The 17,117-nt window shown below is 65.1% G+C and carries 12 protein-coding genes; 11 read left to right on the forward strand and 1 reads right to left on the reverse strand.

Annotated elements, in window-relative coordinates; all coding sequences use genetic code 11:
* Positions 1 to 26: 26 nt before the first annotated feature.
* The 4 genes from ftsY to asnS all read left to right on the forward strand — a co-directional run bounded on the left by ftsY (position 27) and on the right by asnS (position 6,844).
* The gene (ftsY, locus tag GEMMAAP_RS07915; protein WP_026850528.1) at positions 27 to 956 is read left to right on the forward strand and encodes a signal recognition particle-docking protein FtsY; all 930 of its coding nucleotides are present in this window, start codon (positions 27 to 29) and stop codon (positions 954 to 956) included.
* Positions 953 to 3,082 (forward strand): ATP-dependent DNA helicase RecG, encoded by a 2,130-nt coding sequence (gene recG, locus GEMMAAP_RS07920; protein ID WP_053334412.1) that lies wholly within the window; start codon positions 953 to 955, stop codon positions 3,080 to 3,082. The genes ftsY and recG overlap by 4 nt, the downstream gene beginning before the upstream one ends.
* Before the next feature lie 255 nt (positions 3,083 to 3,337).
* A complete protein-coding gene (locus GEMMAAP_RS07925; protein ID WP_053334413.1) occupies positions 3,338 to 5,425 on the forward strand; it encodes a hybrid sensor histidine kinase/response regulator in 2,088 nt (695 codons plus the stop codon).
* 117 nt (positions 5,426 to 5,542) lie between these two features.
* Positions 5,543 to 6,844 (forward strand): asparagine--tRNA ligase, encoded by a 1,302-nt coding sequence (gene asnS / locus GEMMAAP_RS07930; protein ID WP_053334414.1) that lies wholly within the window; start codon positions 5,543 to 5,545, stop codon positions 6,842 to 6,844.
* Positions 6,845 to 6,982: 138 nt separating this feature from the next.
* Here asnS and mazG read toward each other — a convergent pair whose 3' ends face one another.
* Positions 6,983 to 7,786, reverse strand: coding sequence for a nucleoside triphosphate pyrophosphohydrolase (gene mazG / locus GEMMAAP_RS07935; RefSeq protein ID WP_075071463.1), 804 nt, complete (start codon positions 7,784 to 7,786; stop codon positions 6,983 to 6,985).
* 39 nt (positions 7,787 to 7,825) lie between these two features.
* On the opposite strand from mazG, the gene alr reads away from it, so the two are divergent.
* The 7 genes from alr (at position 7,826) to GEMMAAP_RS07970 (ending at position 16,938) form a co-directional block, all read left to right on the forward strand.
* Positions 7,826 to 9,001, forward strand: coding sequence for an alanine racemase (gene alr / locus GEMMAAP_RS07940; RefSeq protein ID WP_026850531.1), 1,176 nt, complete (start codon positions 7,826 to 7,828; stop codon positions 8,999 to 9,001).
* Between the two features lie 12 nt (positions 9,002 to 9,013).
* Positions 9,014 to 10,225, forward strand: a complete 1,212-nt coding sequence (locus GEMMAAP_RS07945; RefSeq protein WP_053334415.1) for a phosphopentomutase — start codon at positions 9,014 to 9,016, stop codon at positions 10,223 to 10,225.
* Positions 10,222 to 10,635, forward strand: a complete 414-nt coding sequence (cdd, locus tag GEMMAAP_RS07950) for a cytidine deaminase (protein ID WP_202969206.1) — start codon at positions 10,222 to 10,224, stop codon at positions 10,633 to 10,635. The genes GEMMAAP_RS07945 and cdd overlap by 4 nt, the downstream gene beginning before the upstream one ends.
* The gene (locus GEMMAAP_RS07955) at positions 10,628 to 11,917 is read left to right on the forward strand and encodes a hypothetical protein (RefSeq protein ID WP_026850534.1); all 1,290 of its coding nucleotides are present in this window, start codon (positions 10,628 to 10,630) and stop codon (positions 11,915 to 11,917) included. Before cdd ends, GEMMAAP_RS07955 begins: the two co-directional genes overlap by 8 nt.
* Positions 11,914 to 13,092: a hypothetical protein gene (locus GEMMAAP_RS07960; RefSeq protein WP_043581372.1), complete on the forward strand. Its 1,179-nt coding sequence runs from the start codon at positions 11,914 to 11,916 to the stop codon at positions 13,090 to 13,092. Before GEMMAAP_RS07955 ends, GEMMAAP_RS07960 begins: the two co-directional genes overlap by 4 nt.
* 12 nt (positions 13,093 to 13,104) lie before the next feature.
* Positions 13,105 to 14,496: a tRNA (N6-isopentenyl adenosine(37)-C2)-methylthiotransferase MiaB gene (gene miaB / locus GEMMAAP_RS07965; protein ID WP_053334416.1), complete on the forward strand. Its 1,392-nt coding sequence runs from the start codon at positions 13,105 to 13,107 to the stop codon at positions 14,494 to 14,496.
* 105 nt (positions 14,497 to 14,601) lie between these two features.
* On the forward strand, positions 14,602 to 16,938 hold the full coding sequence (locus tag GEMMAAP_RS07970) for a DNA internalization-related competence protein ComEC/Rec2 (RefSeq protein ID WP_026850537.1): 2,337 nt from the start codon (positions 14,602 to 14,604) through the stop codon (positions 16,936 to 16,938).
* Positions 16,939 to 17,117: the final 179 nt, after the last annotated feature.

Here is a 17,117-nt window from a genome sequence, read left to right on the forward strand (position 1 = left end):
ATCGCTTTCTTTCAGGTTGCAGGCATATGGCTCGACTGTTCCGCCGAAAGGATGACGTTCCCAAGCGCTCTCTCTGGCAGCGCATCAAGGACGTGGTGCGCACCGATGTGTCCGTGCTGTTCAAGGGGGTGGACGAAGGCTCCCTCGAGGCACTGGAAACACTGCTCATTGAGAGCGATTTCGGCGTCCCCACCTCGTTGGCGCTGGTGGCCGAAGTGGAGCGTCGCCACAAGCGCGGCGACGTAAAATCGGAAAGCGAGTTTCGCCAGGCGCTCGCCGATGGCGTTGAAGCGGCGCTGCGGAAGGGGAACAGCGACCCGGCGTTGCGTACCAATCCGGGCGGGCCCACCGTGGTGCTGGTGATTGGTGTCAACGGGGCCGGGAAAACCACCTTCATTGGCAAGCTGTCCGCCGCGTTTCGCGCTGAAGGCAAACGCGTGCTGCTGGGCGCCGCCGATACCTTTCGCGCCGGAGCCATTGATCAGTTGCGCGTCTGGTCTGAGCGCGCCGGCGTCGATTTCGTGGGCGGCGCCCCCGGGAGTGATCCGGCCAGCGTGGCGTTCGACGCCGTCGACGCCGGTGTCACCCGCGGGGTGGACGTGATCATCGTCGATACGGCGGGACGGCTGCACACGAGTGACGACCTGATGACGGAGTTGCGCAAGATTCACCGGGTGATTGGCAAACGACTCCCCGACGCGCCGCACGAAATTCTGCTCGTACTCGACGGCACCATCGGTCAGAACGCGCTGTCGCAGGCGCGCACCTTCTCGGCCGCGGTACCCGTGACCGGCATTGTAGTCACCAAACTCGATGGCACGGCCAAGGGGGGCATTGTGGTGGCGGTGCACGAGGCGCTCGACGTGCCCATCAAGTTCGTTGGGCTGGGCGAACAGATCGGCGATCTGGAGCCGTTCGACGCCGGTGATTACGCACGGGAGCTGGTCGAGACGTGACGTTCCGCGGCGACTCGGATGCGCAGGAGCGTCGGCGACGCCCGCCCGCGCGCCCGGCGCCGCGACTGACGTTGGACACCCCGGTTACGTACCTCAAGGGGATCGGATCGGCGCGTGCCACGCTGCTGGCCAAGCTGGGCATTACGATGGCGGGCGATCTGCTGCGGCATGTCCCCCATCGCTACGAAGATGCCACCACGGTCACGCCATTGGCCAATGCGGACGTGGGCGCCGACGTCACCGTACTCGGGCGGGTGATCGCCAAAGGCGTGCTGCCAACCCGCAAAGGGCTGCGTGTCTTCCAGGCGGTGATTCAGGACGCCACCGGCATGCTGGAAATCGCCTGGCCGGGACAGCCGTTTCTCGATCGCACCATCAACAAGGACGACTGGCTGCTGTGCACCGGACCGGTGCGCTTTTTTCACGGACGTCGGCTCCAGCCGCGCGAGTTCGTCAACCTCGGTCCCGAGGAAGAAGGGACCGGTGAAGGGCGAGTGCTGGCGGTCTATCCCGGTACCGAAGGACTGTCCGTTCGCTTGCTGCGGGCCATGGTGCAGCAGCATCTCGATGCGCTGTTGCCACTGGTGCAGGAGCCGCTCCCGCCCGAGGTGCTGCAGGCGGCCGATGTCCCGTCGTTGCGCGATGCCATGCGCATGGTGCATCGACCGACCAGTGTGGCAGAAGCCGTGCGCGGACGTTCGCGGCTGGCCTTCGAAGAACTGCTCTGTGTGCAACTGCTGCATCGTCGGGCCAACATGATGGCGCGTGACGCGCGCGGTGGCCGGCAGTTCACGAACAGGCGGCAACTCACCAGTCAGTTGCGCACGGCGCTCCCCTATACGCTCACGCACGCGCAGGTGCGCGCCATCCGTGAAATTGTGCAGGATATGGAGAGCCCGCGGCGCATGCATCGCCTCTTGCAGGGGGATGTCGGTGCCGGCAAAACGGTGGTGGCGGTATTCAGCGCCCTGCTGGCCATGGAGAACGGGGCGCAGGTGGCACTCATGGCCCCCACGGAACTGCTGGCGGAACAGCACGCGCGCAGTATTGGTACCCTGCTCGCTCCGCTGGGCATTACACCGCTGTTGCTCACCGGGCGACTGCCAGCCGGCGAGAAGCGACTCGCCCTCACGCGATTGGCCAGTCCTGACGCCGTCCTCGTGATCGGCACCCACGCGCTGTTGCAACCGGATGTACGCTTTGGCAATCTGGGGCTCGTCATCATCGATGAGCAGCACCGCTTTGGGGTGGAGCAACGCGCCGTGCTGAGCGGCAAAGGGGAAACACCCGATGTGCTGCTCATGAGTGCGACGCCCATTCCGCGTTCGCTCGCGCTCACCATGTATGGCGATCTCGATGTGAGCGTGCTCGACGAGCGTCCCCCCGGACGGCAGCCCGTTACCACGGTCGTGCGGCCGGAAAGTGGACGCGCCAAGGTGTTCGAGTTTGCCAATACGCAACTCGATGCCGGGCGACAGGTCTACGTGGTGTACCCGCTCATTGAAACAAGCGAGAAGATCGATCTCAAGGCGGCGACAGTCATGTACGAGGCCTTGGTCACCGGTCCATTCGCCGCGCGACAGGTAGCCTTGCTGCACGGGCGATTGCCGGCCGAAGAGCGGGACGCCATTATGCGCCGGTTTGTGCAGGGAGAGGTACAGGTGCTCGTGGCCACAACGGTCATCGAGGTGGGGATTGATGTCGGCAATGCCACCGTCATGATCATTGAGCATCCCGAACGCTTCGGACTTTCGCAATTGCATCAGCTGCGTGGGCGGGTGGGACGGGGCGGCGAACAATCGTATTGTGTGTTGCTGGGAGATGTCGGCACCGAGGCTGCCGAACGCCTGAGCATGTTCGCGTCCACGGAGGATGGATTCGAGATCGCACGCGCCGACCTGCAACTGCGTGGCATGGGCGATCTGTTCGGGGCAAAGCAACACGGGCTACCGGCGTTTCGGATTGCCGATCCGTTGCGGGACGAAGCGCTCAACGAAACCGCGCGAACCGTGGCAGACCGTCTCCTTCGTGACGATCCCTTGCTGGAACTACCCGCGCACCATGCGCTGCGGCACCAGTTGACGGTGGGCTACGCCCGTGCCCTCGAACTCTTTCAGATTGGCTGATCGTCCCAAACCGCCGTGGCTGTTCCGAGCCGCTGTGGCGGTCCGCCCGTGAGCTACGTCACCGCAGAGATCGGCGAACACGTGCGACTCTTCTGTATCGCGAAAGTAGGTGGGACGGGTGGCGGTTGGCTTGTGGTGGTTCGCGGGCGCCGTCGGTAACGTCAGACGACAGGGAGTGCACAACGCGCCGATGCCGGCCGGCTGGCACAGTGGGCGGCACTGAGAGGTCTTGTGACAGCTGGGGCAACACATCGCGTGCGCTCAATCAGCGCGGCGCTCATGGTGGGCATCGCGGGGGTGATGGTGGCCATCGCCTTCGACCGGTGGTACGCGCAGTCGCTCATTGCGCGCGAGGGCGACCGTATTCAGGCGCTGGCCGCGCCCTATACCAAGCAAATCTCCGGCTTTTTTGATCGGCGGGTCAGTCGTCTCGATGCGTTGCGCGCCTTCGTGGAGGCCGAACCCGCCATGCCAAGCCTCAACGCCGATTTCCCGACCTTCGCGGAGGGCTTGAGCAGCGCGGCGTCGGGGGTGCGGGCGTTTCAGCTGGTCCGCAAGGGGCGCATTATGCGCTCGTGGCCCGACTTTGACGATTCGTTGCTGGTGGGCGTGGACCTGTACCAGCACCCCAATCCGGAAGTGTCGGACGGCGTTCGCCGGGCCATGCAGACTCCATCGGTCGTCCTCACAGGGCCCATCAGTCTGCTGCAGGGCGGCGTGGGGTTCATTGCCCGCCAGCAGTTGCGTCCGTTCGGCCCGGAAGGGCCGGACATGGTGGCCATGGTGCTTGACCTGGAGTCGATGATCAGCGAGGCGGCACTGGCCACCATTCCGGCCAGCATCGCCTATGCGCTCCATGATCACCGGGGGCGACTGCTGGTGGGGCGTGACTCCATTGCAGCGCCCATCCGCGTCGTACTCCCTATTGCCGATGTGTCGTGGACGTTGCGAATGGCGCCCGCGGCTGGCTGGCGGGCGGCGGTTGAAACGGAACTCCGCACCACGCGCACGGCCTCCGCACTGCTGTGGGTGATGCTGATGTACATCAGCCTCACCATCATCACCCGCCAGCGGGCGTTGGCGGGGGCCGTGGAAGATCGGACCCGCGAGCTTGAACAGGCCAACGCCGAGTTGCGGCGCGAAGTCGCGGAACGACTGCAGCTCGAAGAGCGGCTGCTCCATTCGCAAAAAATGGAGGCCGTGGGGACGCTGGCCGGCGGAATTGCGCACGATTTCAACAACCTGCTGACGGCCATTACCGGCTTTGCGCAGCTCTCCGACCAGCACTCCGCTGAACTGCAGGAACGCACCCCCAGCGACGATGAGCGCGAACAGCTGCAGGAGCTGCGCACTGATCTCGGGGAAATCCTCAAGGCCGCCGACCGCGCTTCACTGCTCACGTCCCAACTGCTCGCCTTCAGCCGGCGCCAGAAGGTCACACTCGATCGCCATGACGTGAACGGCATCGTGCATGATCTGGAGCGCATGCTGCAGCGGCTCATCGGGGAACGGGTGGATCTGCTCACCGAGGTGGAAGCGGGACCGCTCTGCGTGCTGGTTGACAATGGTCAGCTGTCGCAAGTGCTCATGAATCTGGTGGTCAATGCGCGTGACGCCCTGCCATCGGGGGGCACGGTCCGCATTGCCACCCGCCCACTGCATATCGGGGAGGACCCTGCGGAACCCTTTCGCGCGTTGCCTCCGGGCGAATGGGTGGTGATCGAGGTGCAGGATACCGGCGTTGGCATGTCCCCGGAGATCATGTCCCGCATATTCGAGCCGTTTTTCACCACCAAGCACATCGGCGATGGAACCGGGCTTGGCCTTTCCATGGTGTACGGAATTGTCACGCAGGCCGGAGGGCAGGTGTTCGTGGACAGCACCCCCGGCGTGGGCACGACGGTGTCGGTGGTCCTGCCGCGCATCATGGGCGCCCCGCAACCGGTCGCACTGGAACCGGAAATGTCCCGCCGCTCTGATGGCGAACTGGTACTCGTGGTGGAAGACGAGGCCGGCCTGCGACGACTCGTCGGGGAAATCCTGCGGCGCAAGGGCTTCCGGGTGGAAGTGGCCCCCGATGGTCGCGACGCCCTGGAGCTGCTCACACAGATCGACACCATGCCTGATCTCGTGCTGACGGATGTGGTCATGCCGCGCATGGGTGGATGGGAACTGGCCGCCGCCCTCGAACAGCGGGGGGTCCTGGTGCCGGTGCTGTTCATGTCCGGCTATCAGGATGGCGAGGAGATGCCTGACGATGCCCGGTACACCTACATCGCCAAGCCCTTTACCCCGGATGCCCTGGTGGACCGGGTACGAGCGGCCCTCGGCCTGCCGGTGTAGCCTGCGGCAGTCCCTCCGGCTGCCCTCTGCGTGCATTATTCACCGCAGTCGTACGGGCCCGGTTGGCTGGTAGTGCCGGCGCGCGTCCTTGTCTGTCCGCTCTCACCTGCCGGATCCGTGAACAAGTCCACCACTCGCATTGCCGATCTCAAGCACCATGTAGGTGCCACCGTAACGGTGCGCGCCTGGGTCACTCACCTTCGTTCCAAGGGCAAGCTCGGATTCGCCGTCATGCGCGATGGAACGGGCATCATGCAGGCCGTGGTGGTGAAGGCCGAGGTGTCGGAGGCCGCGTGGGAGTCCTTCACGCAGCTGACGCAGGAAGCGAGTGTCGCACTGGTGGGCGAAGTTCGGGCCGATGCGCGTGCACCCGGTGGCTTTGAAATGGGCGTAAAGGAGCTCACGCTCATTGGGGCGAGTCCGCTCGATTACCCCATTCAGCCCAAGGAACACGGCATCGACTTCCTGCTCGACAACCGCACCTTCTGGCTGCGCAGTCAGCGGCAAGGCGCCATCATGCGCGTGCGACACGAGCTGGAACAGGCCGTGCACGACTTCTTTTATTCCCGGGATTTCATTCGTTGTGACACGCCCATTCTGACGGCCGCCATTGGCGAACGCGCTGGGCTCTTCAGCACCGAATACTTCGAAGAAGGCCCCGCGTACCTTGCGCAGACCGGACAGTTGTACGGCGAAGCGCTCGCGGCATCGCTGGGACGTATCTACACGTTCGGGCCGACGTTCCGCGCCGAAAAGAGCAAGACGCGCCGCCATCTCACCGAGTTCTGGATGATTGAACCGGAAATGGCGTGGTACGACCAGGACGACAACATGGATCTGCAGGAGGACTTCGTCCGCTATCTGGTGGAGCGCGTCCTCGAGCGGCGACAGGAAGAGCTCAAGGTGCTGGAACGTGACACCAGCAAACTGGATTGCGTGTCGCAGCCGTTCATGCGTCTCGACTACGGAGACGCGGTGAAGTTGGCCCAGAGCAAGGGCAGCGATATCACGTGGGGGGACGATTTGGGCGCGCCCGACGAAGCGCTCATTGTAGACGAGTACCAGCGCCCCGTCTTCGTGGTGAATTACCCGAAGGAAGCGAAGGCGTTTTACATGAAGGAAAACCCGGCCGATCCGCGCACGGTGCGCTGCGCCGATCTGCTGGCGCCCGAAGGCCGCGGCGAAATCATTGGCGGGTCACAGCGAGAAGATGACTACGACAAGATTCTCGCCCGCCTGACCCACGAAGGGCTCCCCGTTGAGGCTTACGGCTGGTATCTCGATCTTCGCAAGTACGGGACCTTCACGCATTCCGGCTTCGGCCTCGGCCTTGAGCGCACCATCGCCTGGATTTGCGGCATCGAACATATCCGCGAGTGCATCCCCTTCCCGCGGTTGATGGGGCGGATTGCGCCGTAAAGGTGGCAACTGACAACTGATTACTTGAACTGACTACTGAAAACTCTGACTGAGAACTGACAACTCATCGCGGTGCGGAACGTTGTCAGTTGTGAGTGGGAGTTTTCAGTTGTCAGTTCGAGTTCTCAGTTGTTAGTCCTACTTCTCCCCCCGCTTCACCGCGTCCCAGTACTTGTCCTGCTCCTCCAGCGACAACGCGGTCAACGTGCGGCCATCCGCTGCCGCCAGCCGCTCCATCGTCGCGTAGCGCCGCACGAACTTCGCATTGGTGCGGTCCAGCGCCAGCGCTCCGTGCACCCCGGTCTTGCGGCACAGATTCACGACGGCAAAGAGCAGGTCACCCAGCTCGGCCTCAAAGGCATCGCGGTCTTGTACGGTACCGGTATCGGGATCCACCAACTGTGCCACCTCCTCCACTTCCTCCCGTACTTTGGCGAGGGGGCCCAAGGCATTGTCCCAATCAAAGCCCACCCCCGCAGCGCGATCCTGCAGCCGGTGCGCGCGGTGCAATGACGGGAGCCCCGCCGGCAGCCCCTCCTCAAGCGTGGAGCGATTGGCCTTCTGCGCCTTCATGCTTTCCCACGGCCGCTTGATCCCATCGCCGTACAGGTGCGGATGCCGCGCATGCATCTTGGCGATGAGCGCTCCCGCGACATCCTGCATGGTGAATGCTCCCCGGTCTTCGGCCACGACCGCGTGAAAAAGTACCTGCAGCAGCAGGTCCCCCAACTCGTCGCGCAGCACCGCGTCGTCGCCACCGGCAATGGCGTCATCCACTTCGTGCGCTTCTTCAATCAGATAGGGGCGGAGCGTGGTGTGGGTCTGGACCCGGTCCCAGTCGCAGCGGGCCCGCAGATCCTTCATGAGGGCCAGCGCGTCATCGAGCGAGCGCGGGGCAGGGGAGTTCTCCCCAGTGGGACCTTCGGAAGACGAGGCGTCCATCGTTGTGCGGGCTGCGTGAAAGCGCTTAGGATTGCCGGTATGGCTGCCTCGCCAATATACCCGACCCGCGACGACGATTTCGCTCGCGCCTGGCTCGATGTCGACCTCGGCGCCCTGCGCCACAACGCCGGCGTTCTGCGTGCGCGGGCCGGCGTGCCGTTGCTGCCCATGGTAAAGGCCAATGGCTATGGGGTGGGAGCAGTGGCTGTCGCCCGGGCACTGGGTATGGCCTTTGACGACCAGCCCGCACTCGCCGACGCCCCCTGGGGGCTGGGGATCGCGTCGCTCGACGAAGCGGAACTGCTTCGCGAGGCGGGCTGCCTGGGGCGCATCGTCTGCCTGCAACCCCTGCTGCCCAACGAGTTGGTACGCGCGCACGCGTTGGGGGTTACCCCGGCATTGCATCGCGCCGCCGATATCGCCCGGTGGACCACCCTCGGGGCACCGGAGGCACTGGCGCCCTACCACCTGTCCGTGGATACCGGCATGGCCCGAGCCGGTATTCGGTGGGACGAGGTGGATTCGCTCCGCGATGCCATGCGACAGGCGCCCCCTCAGGGCGTCTTTACACACTTTCACTCCGCCGACGAATCGCTCGCTTCACGCGACGAACAGGACGGCCGTTTTGCCGACGCCCTGGCGGTCTTGCACGATGTCCTCCCCCCTGACGTCCTGCGGCACAGCGACAACAGCGGTGCGATTGCCAGCCGCCACGCCGGGTCACCGGGGCATCTCGCCCGTCCCGGTATTGCCCTCTATGCCGGACTGTTCAGTGAGGAGCTCGGACTGCAGCCGGTGGTGCACCTGCGGGCCCGGATTATCGATCTCCGCGCGGTTCACGAGGGGGAGTCGGTATCTTACGGCGCAACCTGGCGGGCGCCCGGCCCACGCCGGATCGCCACCATTGCCTGCGGCTATGCCGATGGCTATCGGCGGCATCTTTCCAACGCCGGCATGGTACTCATCAACGGAGTGCGCTGTCCGGTCGCGGGACGGGTCACCATGGACATGATCATGGTGGATGTCACCGCCGTGGACTGCGACCTGGGACAGGTGGCTACGCTGCTCGGGTACGACGGACAGGACTGTCTGACCGTCGAAACCGTGGCCGGGCTGGCTGGCGTGTCTCCTTACGAGTTGCTCGTCGGGCTCACTCTGCGGGTACCGGCGGTCTACCATGCCTCCATTCGTTCTTCCATTCCATCCTCGGTCTGAATCGCGCCTCGCATGACAGCAACACCCCCCACCACAGTCTCCGCTGCCGATCCGGCGCTGCGACGGGCCATCATTGTCATTCTTGATGGCGTTGGTTGCGGTGCCGCGCCCGATACCGAGGCCTATGGTGATACCGGGAGCGACACCCTCGGCAACGTGGCGCGGGCGGTAGGGGGGCTCTCGCTCCCGAACCTGCAGCAACTGGGGCTGGGGACGGCAACGGACGTACAGGGGGTCCCTCCCGTCCCCCGTCCGGCCGGTGCCTGCGGGGTCATGTTGCCGCGGTCGGCTGGCAAGGACTCCACCACCGGTCATTGGGAGATCGCCGGTTTGCATCTCGAGATGCCGTTCCCCACCTACCCGAACGGCTTTCCCCCAAGCGTCATCGACGCCTTTGTGCAGGCCACCGGTCGACCGGTGATTGCCAATTGCGTCGCCAGCGGAACGGCCGTGATTGCCGACTGGGCAGAGGAGCAGCAGCGGTCCGGAGCCTGGATTGTGTATACCAGCGCCGATTCGGTCTTTCAGGTGGCCGCTCACGAAGAGTGGATCCCGCTCGAGGAGCTGTACCGGGCCTGTGAAGTGGCCCGCACGCTCCTGGTGGCCCCGCACGATGTCTCCCGGGTCATTGCCCGCCCGTTTCGCGGTACCCCGGGAGCGTGGGCGCGAACTGCCAACCGGCGCGACTACTCCATTCAACCCCCTGGCATCACCCTGCTGGACGTCCTGGAGGCGGCCGGTGTCCCCCGCAGCGGTGTCGGCAAGGTGGACGATCTTTTCGCCGGTCGGGGCATCCGGTCGCGGCATACCCAGGACAACGCTGAAGGCCTGGAGGCCATTCTTCACTGGCTGAATACGGCCCCGCGTGGGTTCTGCTTTGCCAACTTGGTAGATTTCGACCAGCAATTCGGGCATCGCAACGATGTCCCGGGTTTTCAGGGGGCGCTCGAGGCGTTCGATCGAGCGCTCCCTTCACTGCTTACTGCCCTCCGGGAGGACGACCTGCTGTTCATTACGGCTGACCATGGCAACGACCCGACCACGCCGTCAACGGACCACGCGCGCGAGCGCGTACCGCTGCTCGTCGCGGGCGCCCGTGTGCGCGGTGGTTCGCTGGGAACGCGGGACACTTTTTCGGATCTGGGGGCCACGGTGGCCGACTGGTTCGGGCAATCGTGGCGCGGACGCGGCACGTCGTTCCTTCCTGAACTGCTGCACGCGTGACCCCGTTGCCATCACACATCACGCGTCTGCGCGAACTGGCCGATGCGGCCCGCGCCAACGCCTGGGCTCCGTACTCGGAGTTCCCGGTCGGTGCGGCGCTTGAAACCGAAGACGGGCAGGTCTTTGCCGGCTGCAACGTGGAGAACGCCTCGTATCCGGCGGGGACCTGTGCGGAGCGCGTCGCGCTCGGCTCAGCAATCGCGGCCGGTGCGCGGAAGTTTGTGCGCGTAGTGATCACGTCACAGCAGCATGAGCCCACGCCCCCGTGTGGCATTTGTCGTCAGGCGTTGGTGGAATTCGCCCCTGCGCTGGAAATCGTTGCCGTCACGCCCGATGGGCGTGCGGCTCGCTGGTCGCTGGCAGAGTTGCTGCCCGCACCATTCACGCCTGCTTCGCTCGAGAATGTCTGAGCGCGTTCGTTGGTCGTGGTCGCGTCTTCGCGCCCCGTTGCTGGTGTTGTCGATGATCACGGCGTCAGCCGTCACGGCCGCCTGTACCGAAAATCTGGAGGGAGGCGCTGCCTGCCCTTCGCTCTGCCCCGAACAATCGGAGCAGTTCCGCGACACCACGTTCGAGGCTGTTGTCCTCGACACGTCGCTCGGGGGCTATCCCGCTCTCGGACTTGGCACCAATCTCCTGCTCGCCAACCGGCCCGACACGCTGGTCACGCGCGCCATCATGCGGTTTGATCTGCTGACGACCGCATACTTCCCCAACGGCACCGGCGCCCTCGACTCCATCAGTACCGTGGATTCGGTGTTCCTCAAGGTGCCCCTCGACACGACCGGCCGCCTCGGTACCACGCCGGTCACGCTGGAGGTCTACGATGTCGATACCACCGCCAGTGACACCGTCCCGGCGGTTTTACGGGCGCTGTTCCGCCCCGATCGGCTCATTGGATCGCTGACGCTGACGCCCAACGCCACCAGCGACACGATTCGCATTCCGATCAGCAAAACCGTCATGCAGGCCAAGATTGCGGCCAAGAGCCGGTTGCGAGTGGGCATGCGGCTCAGTGGGGCCGGCCAACTGCGGTTGCGGGCCTTTACGTTCGGGGCCGGCAGCACCACGCTGCAGTATGACGCGGCCACCGACACGTCATACCGCCCCATCATTGTCACCGCGGGCACCACGCTGCCCAATGCGCCAGATGATGTGAACCAAGCGTACTCGGTGTACGCCCTTACCGATGTGGGGTCGTTGCCACCGGAGACCACCGGGCTCGTGGTGGGTGGCTATCCGGCCTATCGGACCTACATGCGGTTCAACGTGCCACTGCGCATTACCGATTCCAGCACCATCGTGCGCGCTGACCTGCTGCTCACGCAGCAGCCCAGCCGCTTTGGGAACGTCGCGGATTCTGTCGCTGTCTTTCCGCTCGTGCCCACGACGACATCGGAGATTAGCGACCTCCGGCGCGTGCTGGATCTGGCATCGGAAGGAACGCTTACCGGTATCGACACCACGCGACTGGTGCCTCGCGATAGTGGCCAGAAGGCGCTCAACGTGTTGGCCCTTGCCCGCTCGTGGCGCACGCTGCCTACCAGTGTCCCACGCGCCTTTGCGCTGCGTATTGCGCTGGAAGGTGCGCAGCCGGCGGAGTTGCGGTTCTTCAGTAGTCGCGCGTCTGCCTCGTTGCGTCCCAAGTTGCGCATCACTTACCTGCCGAAGTCGGAGTTTGTCCTGCCATGACGCGCCTCCGCCCGATGAGTTCATCGTTGCGCCGTCCGGCGCTGGCTGTGGCCGGATTGGTAGCGGCCGCGTTGTCAGCGTCGCCCCAGGCTGCTCTGGCCCAAGGGTCTCTGGGAGCGCTCGGATTTGGCTATCCTGTGAACGGCATGAGCACGCGCGCGTCCGGCACCGCCGGCGCGTTTGTCGAGTTTGACGCGCTCACCCCCATCAACCCGTCCGCCATTGGCGGGCTGGGACGCACGGTCCTCAGTGCCCAGGTGGAACCGGAGTATCGCACCCTCACCTTGGGCGCGGTGCGTGAAAAGACGGCGTCGCAGCGCATCCCGCTGATTACCGTGGTCTTTCCGGCCCGTCGTGGTTTTGCGGTGGCGTTCAGCGCTCGCGGTTTTCTCGATCGCTCGTATACCACGACGACGACCGGCTCCGCCGTGATCGATGGCAATACGCTCCCCACCAGCGAAGTGCTCACGATGCGTGGTGCGATCGGTGATATTCGCGGCGCGTTGGGATGGCAGATCAATCCGCGTTTCCGGGTCGGGCTGGGCGGGCACATCTTCACCGGCGACAATACCGCGTCCCGTGAACGAACGTTTGCCGACACGCTGCAGTTCGGCAGTACACTCGATTCCTCCAAGGTCACCTATATCGGCACGGCACTCTCGTTTGGTGGCGAAGCGCGTCTCTTCAGCGGACTGTCGGCCATCCTGTCGTACCGTATGGGCAACGACCTCGATGCGCGCATCCGTGATACGACGCGCGCGAGCGGTGGAGTGCCGACCCGTGTTGGTGGGGCCCTCCGCTACGACGGCATCCCCGGCTCGGTGTTCTCCGTGGGATTCGAGCAGGTCAAGTGGTCGGATATGCAGAGCATTGCCTCCAGTCGCACCGTCGCCAGCGATGCCCAGAACGTCTATGTGGGTGCCGAAGTCGCCGGTCCACGACTGCGCGGCTTTCCGGTCATGGTGCGCGCCGGTTTCTCCCGCAACCAGTTGCCATTCAGCATCTCGGCTGAGCAGGTCACGGAGTCGCGCATCGGTGGTGGCATCGGTATTCCCATTGCCCGTGATGCCGCGTCCATCGACTTTTCGCTGCAACGTGCCAATCGCTCGCTGGGCGGTTCGTCCATTAAGGAGTCGGCGTGGTTGCTCGGTGCCGGCATTCAGATCCGCCCGTAAGGTGATCCCGTCATGACCGTTCCCGTTCTCCACTTCGATGATGCCGTGCCGGTGCCTGGCACGCCCAAGCCCACGGTGTACATCGAGACCTATGGCTGCCAGATGAATGTGGCCGACTCGGAACTGATGTACGGGAAGTTGGCCGCGCATGGGTACGAGCCGGTGGATCTGCCCGACGGCGCCGATGTGATTCTGGTGAACACCTGCGCCATTCGCGAGAATGCCGAAACGCGGGTGATTGGCCGGCTCGGTGAGCTCAAGCGGTTCATGAAACCGGACACCATCGTTGGGGTGACCGGCTGCATGGCGCAGCGCCTCGGACCGCGCGTGCTCGATCAGGCCAAGCATGTGTCGCTCGTGGTGGGGCCGGATGGCTATCGGGCACTGCCGGCGCTCCTCGACGGCGCACGTCGCGGCGAAAAGTTCACCGCCACCGATTTCGATCTCGAAGAGCACTACGAAGATGTGGTGGCTCGCCGGTTTGAAGGGGTCAAGGCGTGGATTCCGGTGCAGCGCGGCTGCGACTACCGGTGCACCTACTGCATTGTGCCCACGACGCGTGGGCCGGAACGCAGTCGCAAGCTCCCTGATGTGGTGCGTGAAGTGCAGCAGGTGGTGGAGCAGGGGCTGTCAGAGGTCGTGTTGCTCGGCCAGACGGTCAACTCCTACACCGATGGCACGCATGATTTTGCGGATCTGTTGCGGGCTGTCGGGGCCGTGGACGGTATTCGGCGCGTTCGCTACACCAGCCCGCATCCCAACGACTTCAGCGACCGGGTGATTGCCGCCATGGCGGAAACGCCCACGGTGTGCGAGCACATTCACCTGCCCATGCAGAGCGGATCCACCAGCATGCTCAAGCGCATGCTGCGTCGGTACAGCCGCGAGGAATACCTCGAGTGCGTGGCCCGCATGCGGGCCGCCATTCCCGGGCTCGCCCTCACCACGGACATCATCGTGGGGTTCCCAGGAGAGACCGACGAGGAATTTGAGGACACGCTGTCGCTGGTGCGCGAAGTGCGCTTCGACGATGCCTTCATGTTCAAGTTCTCACCGCGCGAAGGTACGCCGGCTACGCGGATGCCTCCTGAATGGACCATTCCGGATGCGCTGGTGGCCCAACGGTTCGAACGGCTGGTCGCCACGGTGCGCGGGATTTCGCGTGAGAACAACCTCAAGCGGCTTGGCGATACCACGGAAGTGCTCGTGGAAAAGGTGGCGCGCGATGGTGAGCTGCTGCAGGCCCGTTCCCGTGATTTCAAGACGGTGATGGTGCCCGCCGACTCGGCTCGCATTGGTGATTACCTCACGGTGCAATTGACCGGTACCACTGGCGCCACGTTTACGGGAACGCCGGTCGGCGACAAGAAGGAGCGCGTACCGCTACCCATGGCCACGTTGTAAACGTGAACGCCCGCGCTGCGCGCGCGGGGCATCGGGTGCGCATTCCGGATGACGTGCGCAAGGAATTGATGACAGTCCAACGGCATGCCGCATGCACCATGCAGCATGCCGTTGCTCATTCATGCCGTCGCCTGGTGGTTGGCCGGGCTCTTTGTCGCCGAGTGGCGGCATACGCCTGCGCCGTGGCTGCTGCTGGCGGGAGCGTTGGCGGTGGTGGTGCGGGCGCGGCGCGTGGAGCCGCTGCTGGCCATTGCCGGCATGGTGGTGGCGACGAGTGCGCAGGTGGAGCTCACTCGGTGTCAGGGGCTGTTGCATGCGTCGCTGCAACGGGGAGACACCGTCTGGATCGCGTTGGCGGAAACACACCCGTCGCGTGGTCGCCGGGCTGCTCAGGGGCGAGGGGTCGTGCACGAACGTGTACACGCCCCGCGTTGCCGTGTCCCTGCCACGGTGCAGTGGAGTCCCCTCGACAGCCAACCGCTGCCGGCGGCGGGGAGCACCGCAGGCATTGCCGCTATGTCGCTGCGGACCAACGGTGCGCTGCGGCTCAGCATGGCGAGAACCACGCGTGCCACTGGTGTTCGAAATCCGTGGCGGGCCTGGCAGGCCAGACTTGGTCGCACGATTGACGAGGCGTTCCGGCAACGTGCCCCCCTGGTTCGCGCACTGCTGATTGCGGACCAACGCGGTATCGCGCCTGAACTTCGCGACCTGTATGCCGATGCCGGGTTGGTGCATCTGCTCTCTGTGAGCGGAATGCATGTGGCTATCATCGCCGGCGCCTTGTTGACGCTCGGCGGAGTACTGCGGCTTCCACGCGCCGCCGTGGAGCCGGCTGCGATGCTGCTGGTCGGAGGCTACGTGCTGCTGCTGGGATGTCCGGCTCCCGCCGTGCGCAGCGCCGTCATGCTCGGAGTCATGTCGCTCACCGCCCGCCTGCAGCGCCCCGTGCATGAATGGACCGCGCTGGCCCTCGGCGCTGTCATCCCCACCCTCGATCCGCGCGTGGTGCACGACCTCGGGTGGCAGTTGAGTGTGAGCGGCATGGCCGCCCTGGTCGCTGCGCGTGCCCTCAAGCGGCGCTGGCGACATCAGGCCAGACAGGGGCCATTGTCCCAGCCGTCGCTGACGGGACGGCTGACGAACGGCTGGCGATGGGCGCTCGCGCGCCAGGGGATTGGCGGTTGGATGGTTTCCGAAGTGCTCACCGGGGTCATCGCTACGCTCGTCACGGTACCGGTGATTGCGTGGACTTTTGGCCGAATCAGTCTCATCGCTCCACTGTCCAACCTGGCAGCAGGGCCGGTGGTGGGTGTCATGCAGCCCGCCTTGTTCCTCGCGTTACTCTGGGCGCAACTGGCCCCGCCGGCGCTGGCAAAGTGGTTACCGGATGCGACGCAGCCACTCATGGCGCTCCTCGATCTGATCGCGTCGTACTCGGCGGCAGTGCCCGGCGCCGTCATGCCCGTGGCGCCAACCCTGTGGACGGCCGTGGGAGCGGGGGGAGCAGCGGCCCTGGTGGTACGGGGCACGGCTGATCGGCGAAGCACCCCATGGTACGTGGCGGCTGCCGGGCTGCTGGCCGTCACTCTGTGGGGACCCGTGGTTGCGCGCGGGAGCGGGCAATTGGAACTCCATGTACTTGATGTGGGGCAGGGCGATGCCGTTGCCCTCCGCACCCCGAAGGGGCGCTGGGTGCTCGTTGATGCCGGTCCGCGGTGGAACGGTGGTGATGCCGGACGACGCACGGTCGTGCCGTATGTGCGGCGACTCGGTGGCGAGGTGGCACTCTTTGTCATGACTCATCCGCACGACGATCACGTTGGCGGTGCGGCGTCGGTGGTGCGGGCGCTCGAGGTACCGCGCTGGTGGGAGCCCGCCTTCGTGGCGGCCAGCCCGGGCTACCGCGCGGCGCTTCAGGCGCTGCAGCAGCAGCGCAGTGCCTGGGAACGGGTGCGTCCCGGGGCCGAATTCACACTCGACGGGGTCACGCTCACTGTGCTGGCGCCCGACTCGGCGTGGACGGCCGCGCAATCTGATGCCAATGAATCATCGGTGGTACTCCGTGTCGCCTATGGACGCCACAGCTTCCTGCTCACCGGAGATGCGGAACGGGAGGAAGAGGCATGGATGCTGGCGCACGTGGATCATGCGCTGCTGCAGGCCGATGTACTGAAAGTCGGACATCACGGCAGCCGGACCAGCTCATCCGCGCCATTCCTCGCCGTGGTAGCTCCGCGGCTGGCCATTGCCTCGTTGGGGGCCGGTAACCGGTACGGGCACCCCGCCACGGAAACAGTGGCGGCGCTGCTCCAGCAGGGGGTTCCTCTGTTGCGTACCGATCACGAAGGGACGGTGGTGGTACGCAGCAACGGTGAGCGGCTGGCCGTGCAGGCGGGCGCTGATCACTGGATCATTCCCCCCGCTGCGCGTGTTTGGTGACCAGGTGGACGGCTGGAGCGTGTGTGGATGCTTGTTACATGCGTTTCAGTCGATTTGCCGACGAAAAACCGTGGCGTTGCTCTTGCACGAGCTTGCCCGCACATCACAGCTTTCCGCGCAGCGCACGCGGCGTCACGCAACGGCCGCGGCAAGCGTCTCGCGTTCACCCTTCGGGGGTC

The organism is Gemmatimonas phototrophica, assembly GCF_000695095.2.
In the GTDB taxonomy this organism is placed as follows: domain Bacteria; phylum Gemmatimonadota; class Gemmatimonadetes; order Gemmatimonadales; family Gemmatimonadaceae; genus Gemmatimonas; species Gemmatimonas phototrophica.

Excerpts from the sequence above, each read along its gene's own strand:
- mazG (WP_075071463.1), bottom strand. The coding sequence starts at position 7,786 with ATGGACGCCTCGTCTTCCGAAGGTCCCACTGGGGAGAACTCCCCTGCC.
- ftsY (WP_026850528.1), top strand. The coding sequence starts at position 27 with ATGGCTCGACTGTTCCGCCGAAAGGATGACGTTCCCAAGCGCTCTCTC.
- alr (WP_026850531.1), top strand. The coding sequence starts at position 7,826 with ATGGCTGCCTCGCCAATATACCCGACCCGCGACGACGATTTCGCTCGC.
- GEMMAAP_RS07960 (WP_043581372.1), top strand. The coding sequence starts at position 11,914 with ATGACGCGCCTCCGCCCGATGAGTTCATCGTTGCGCCGTCCGGCGCTG.
- GEMMAAP_RS07970 (WP_026850537.1), top strand. The coding sequence starts at position 14,602 with ATGCCGTTGCTCATTCATGCCGTCGCCTGGTGGTTGGCCGGGCTCTTT.
- GEMMAAP_RS07945 (WP_053334415.1), top strand. The coding sequence starts at position 9,014 with ATGACAGCAACACCCCCCACCACAGTCTCCGCTGCCGATCCGGCGCTG.
- miaB (WP_053334416.1), top strand. The coding sequence starts at position 13,105 with ATGACCGTTCCCGTTCTCCACTTCGATGATGCCGTGCCGGTGCCTGGC.
- GEMMAAP_RS07955 (WP_026850534.1), top strand. The coding sequence starts at position 10,628 with ATGTCTGAGCGCGTTCGTTGGTCGTGGTCGCGTCTTCGCGCCCCGTTG.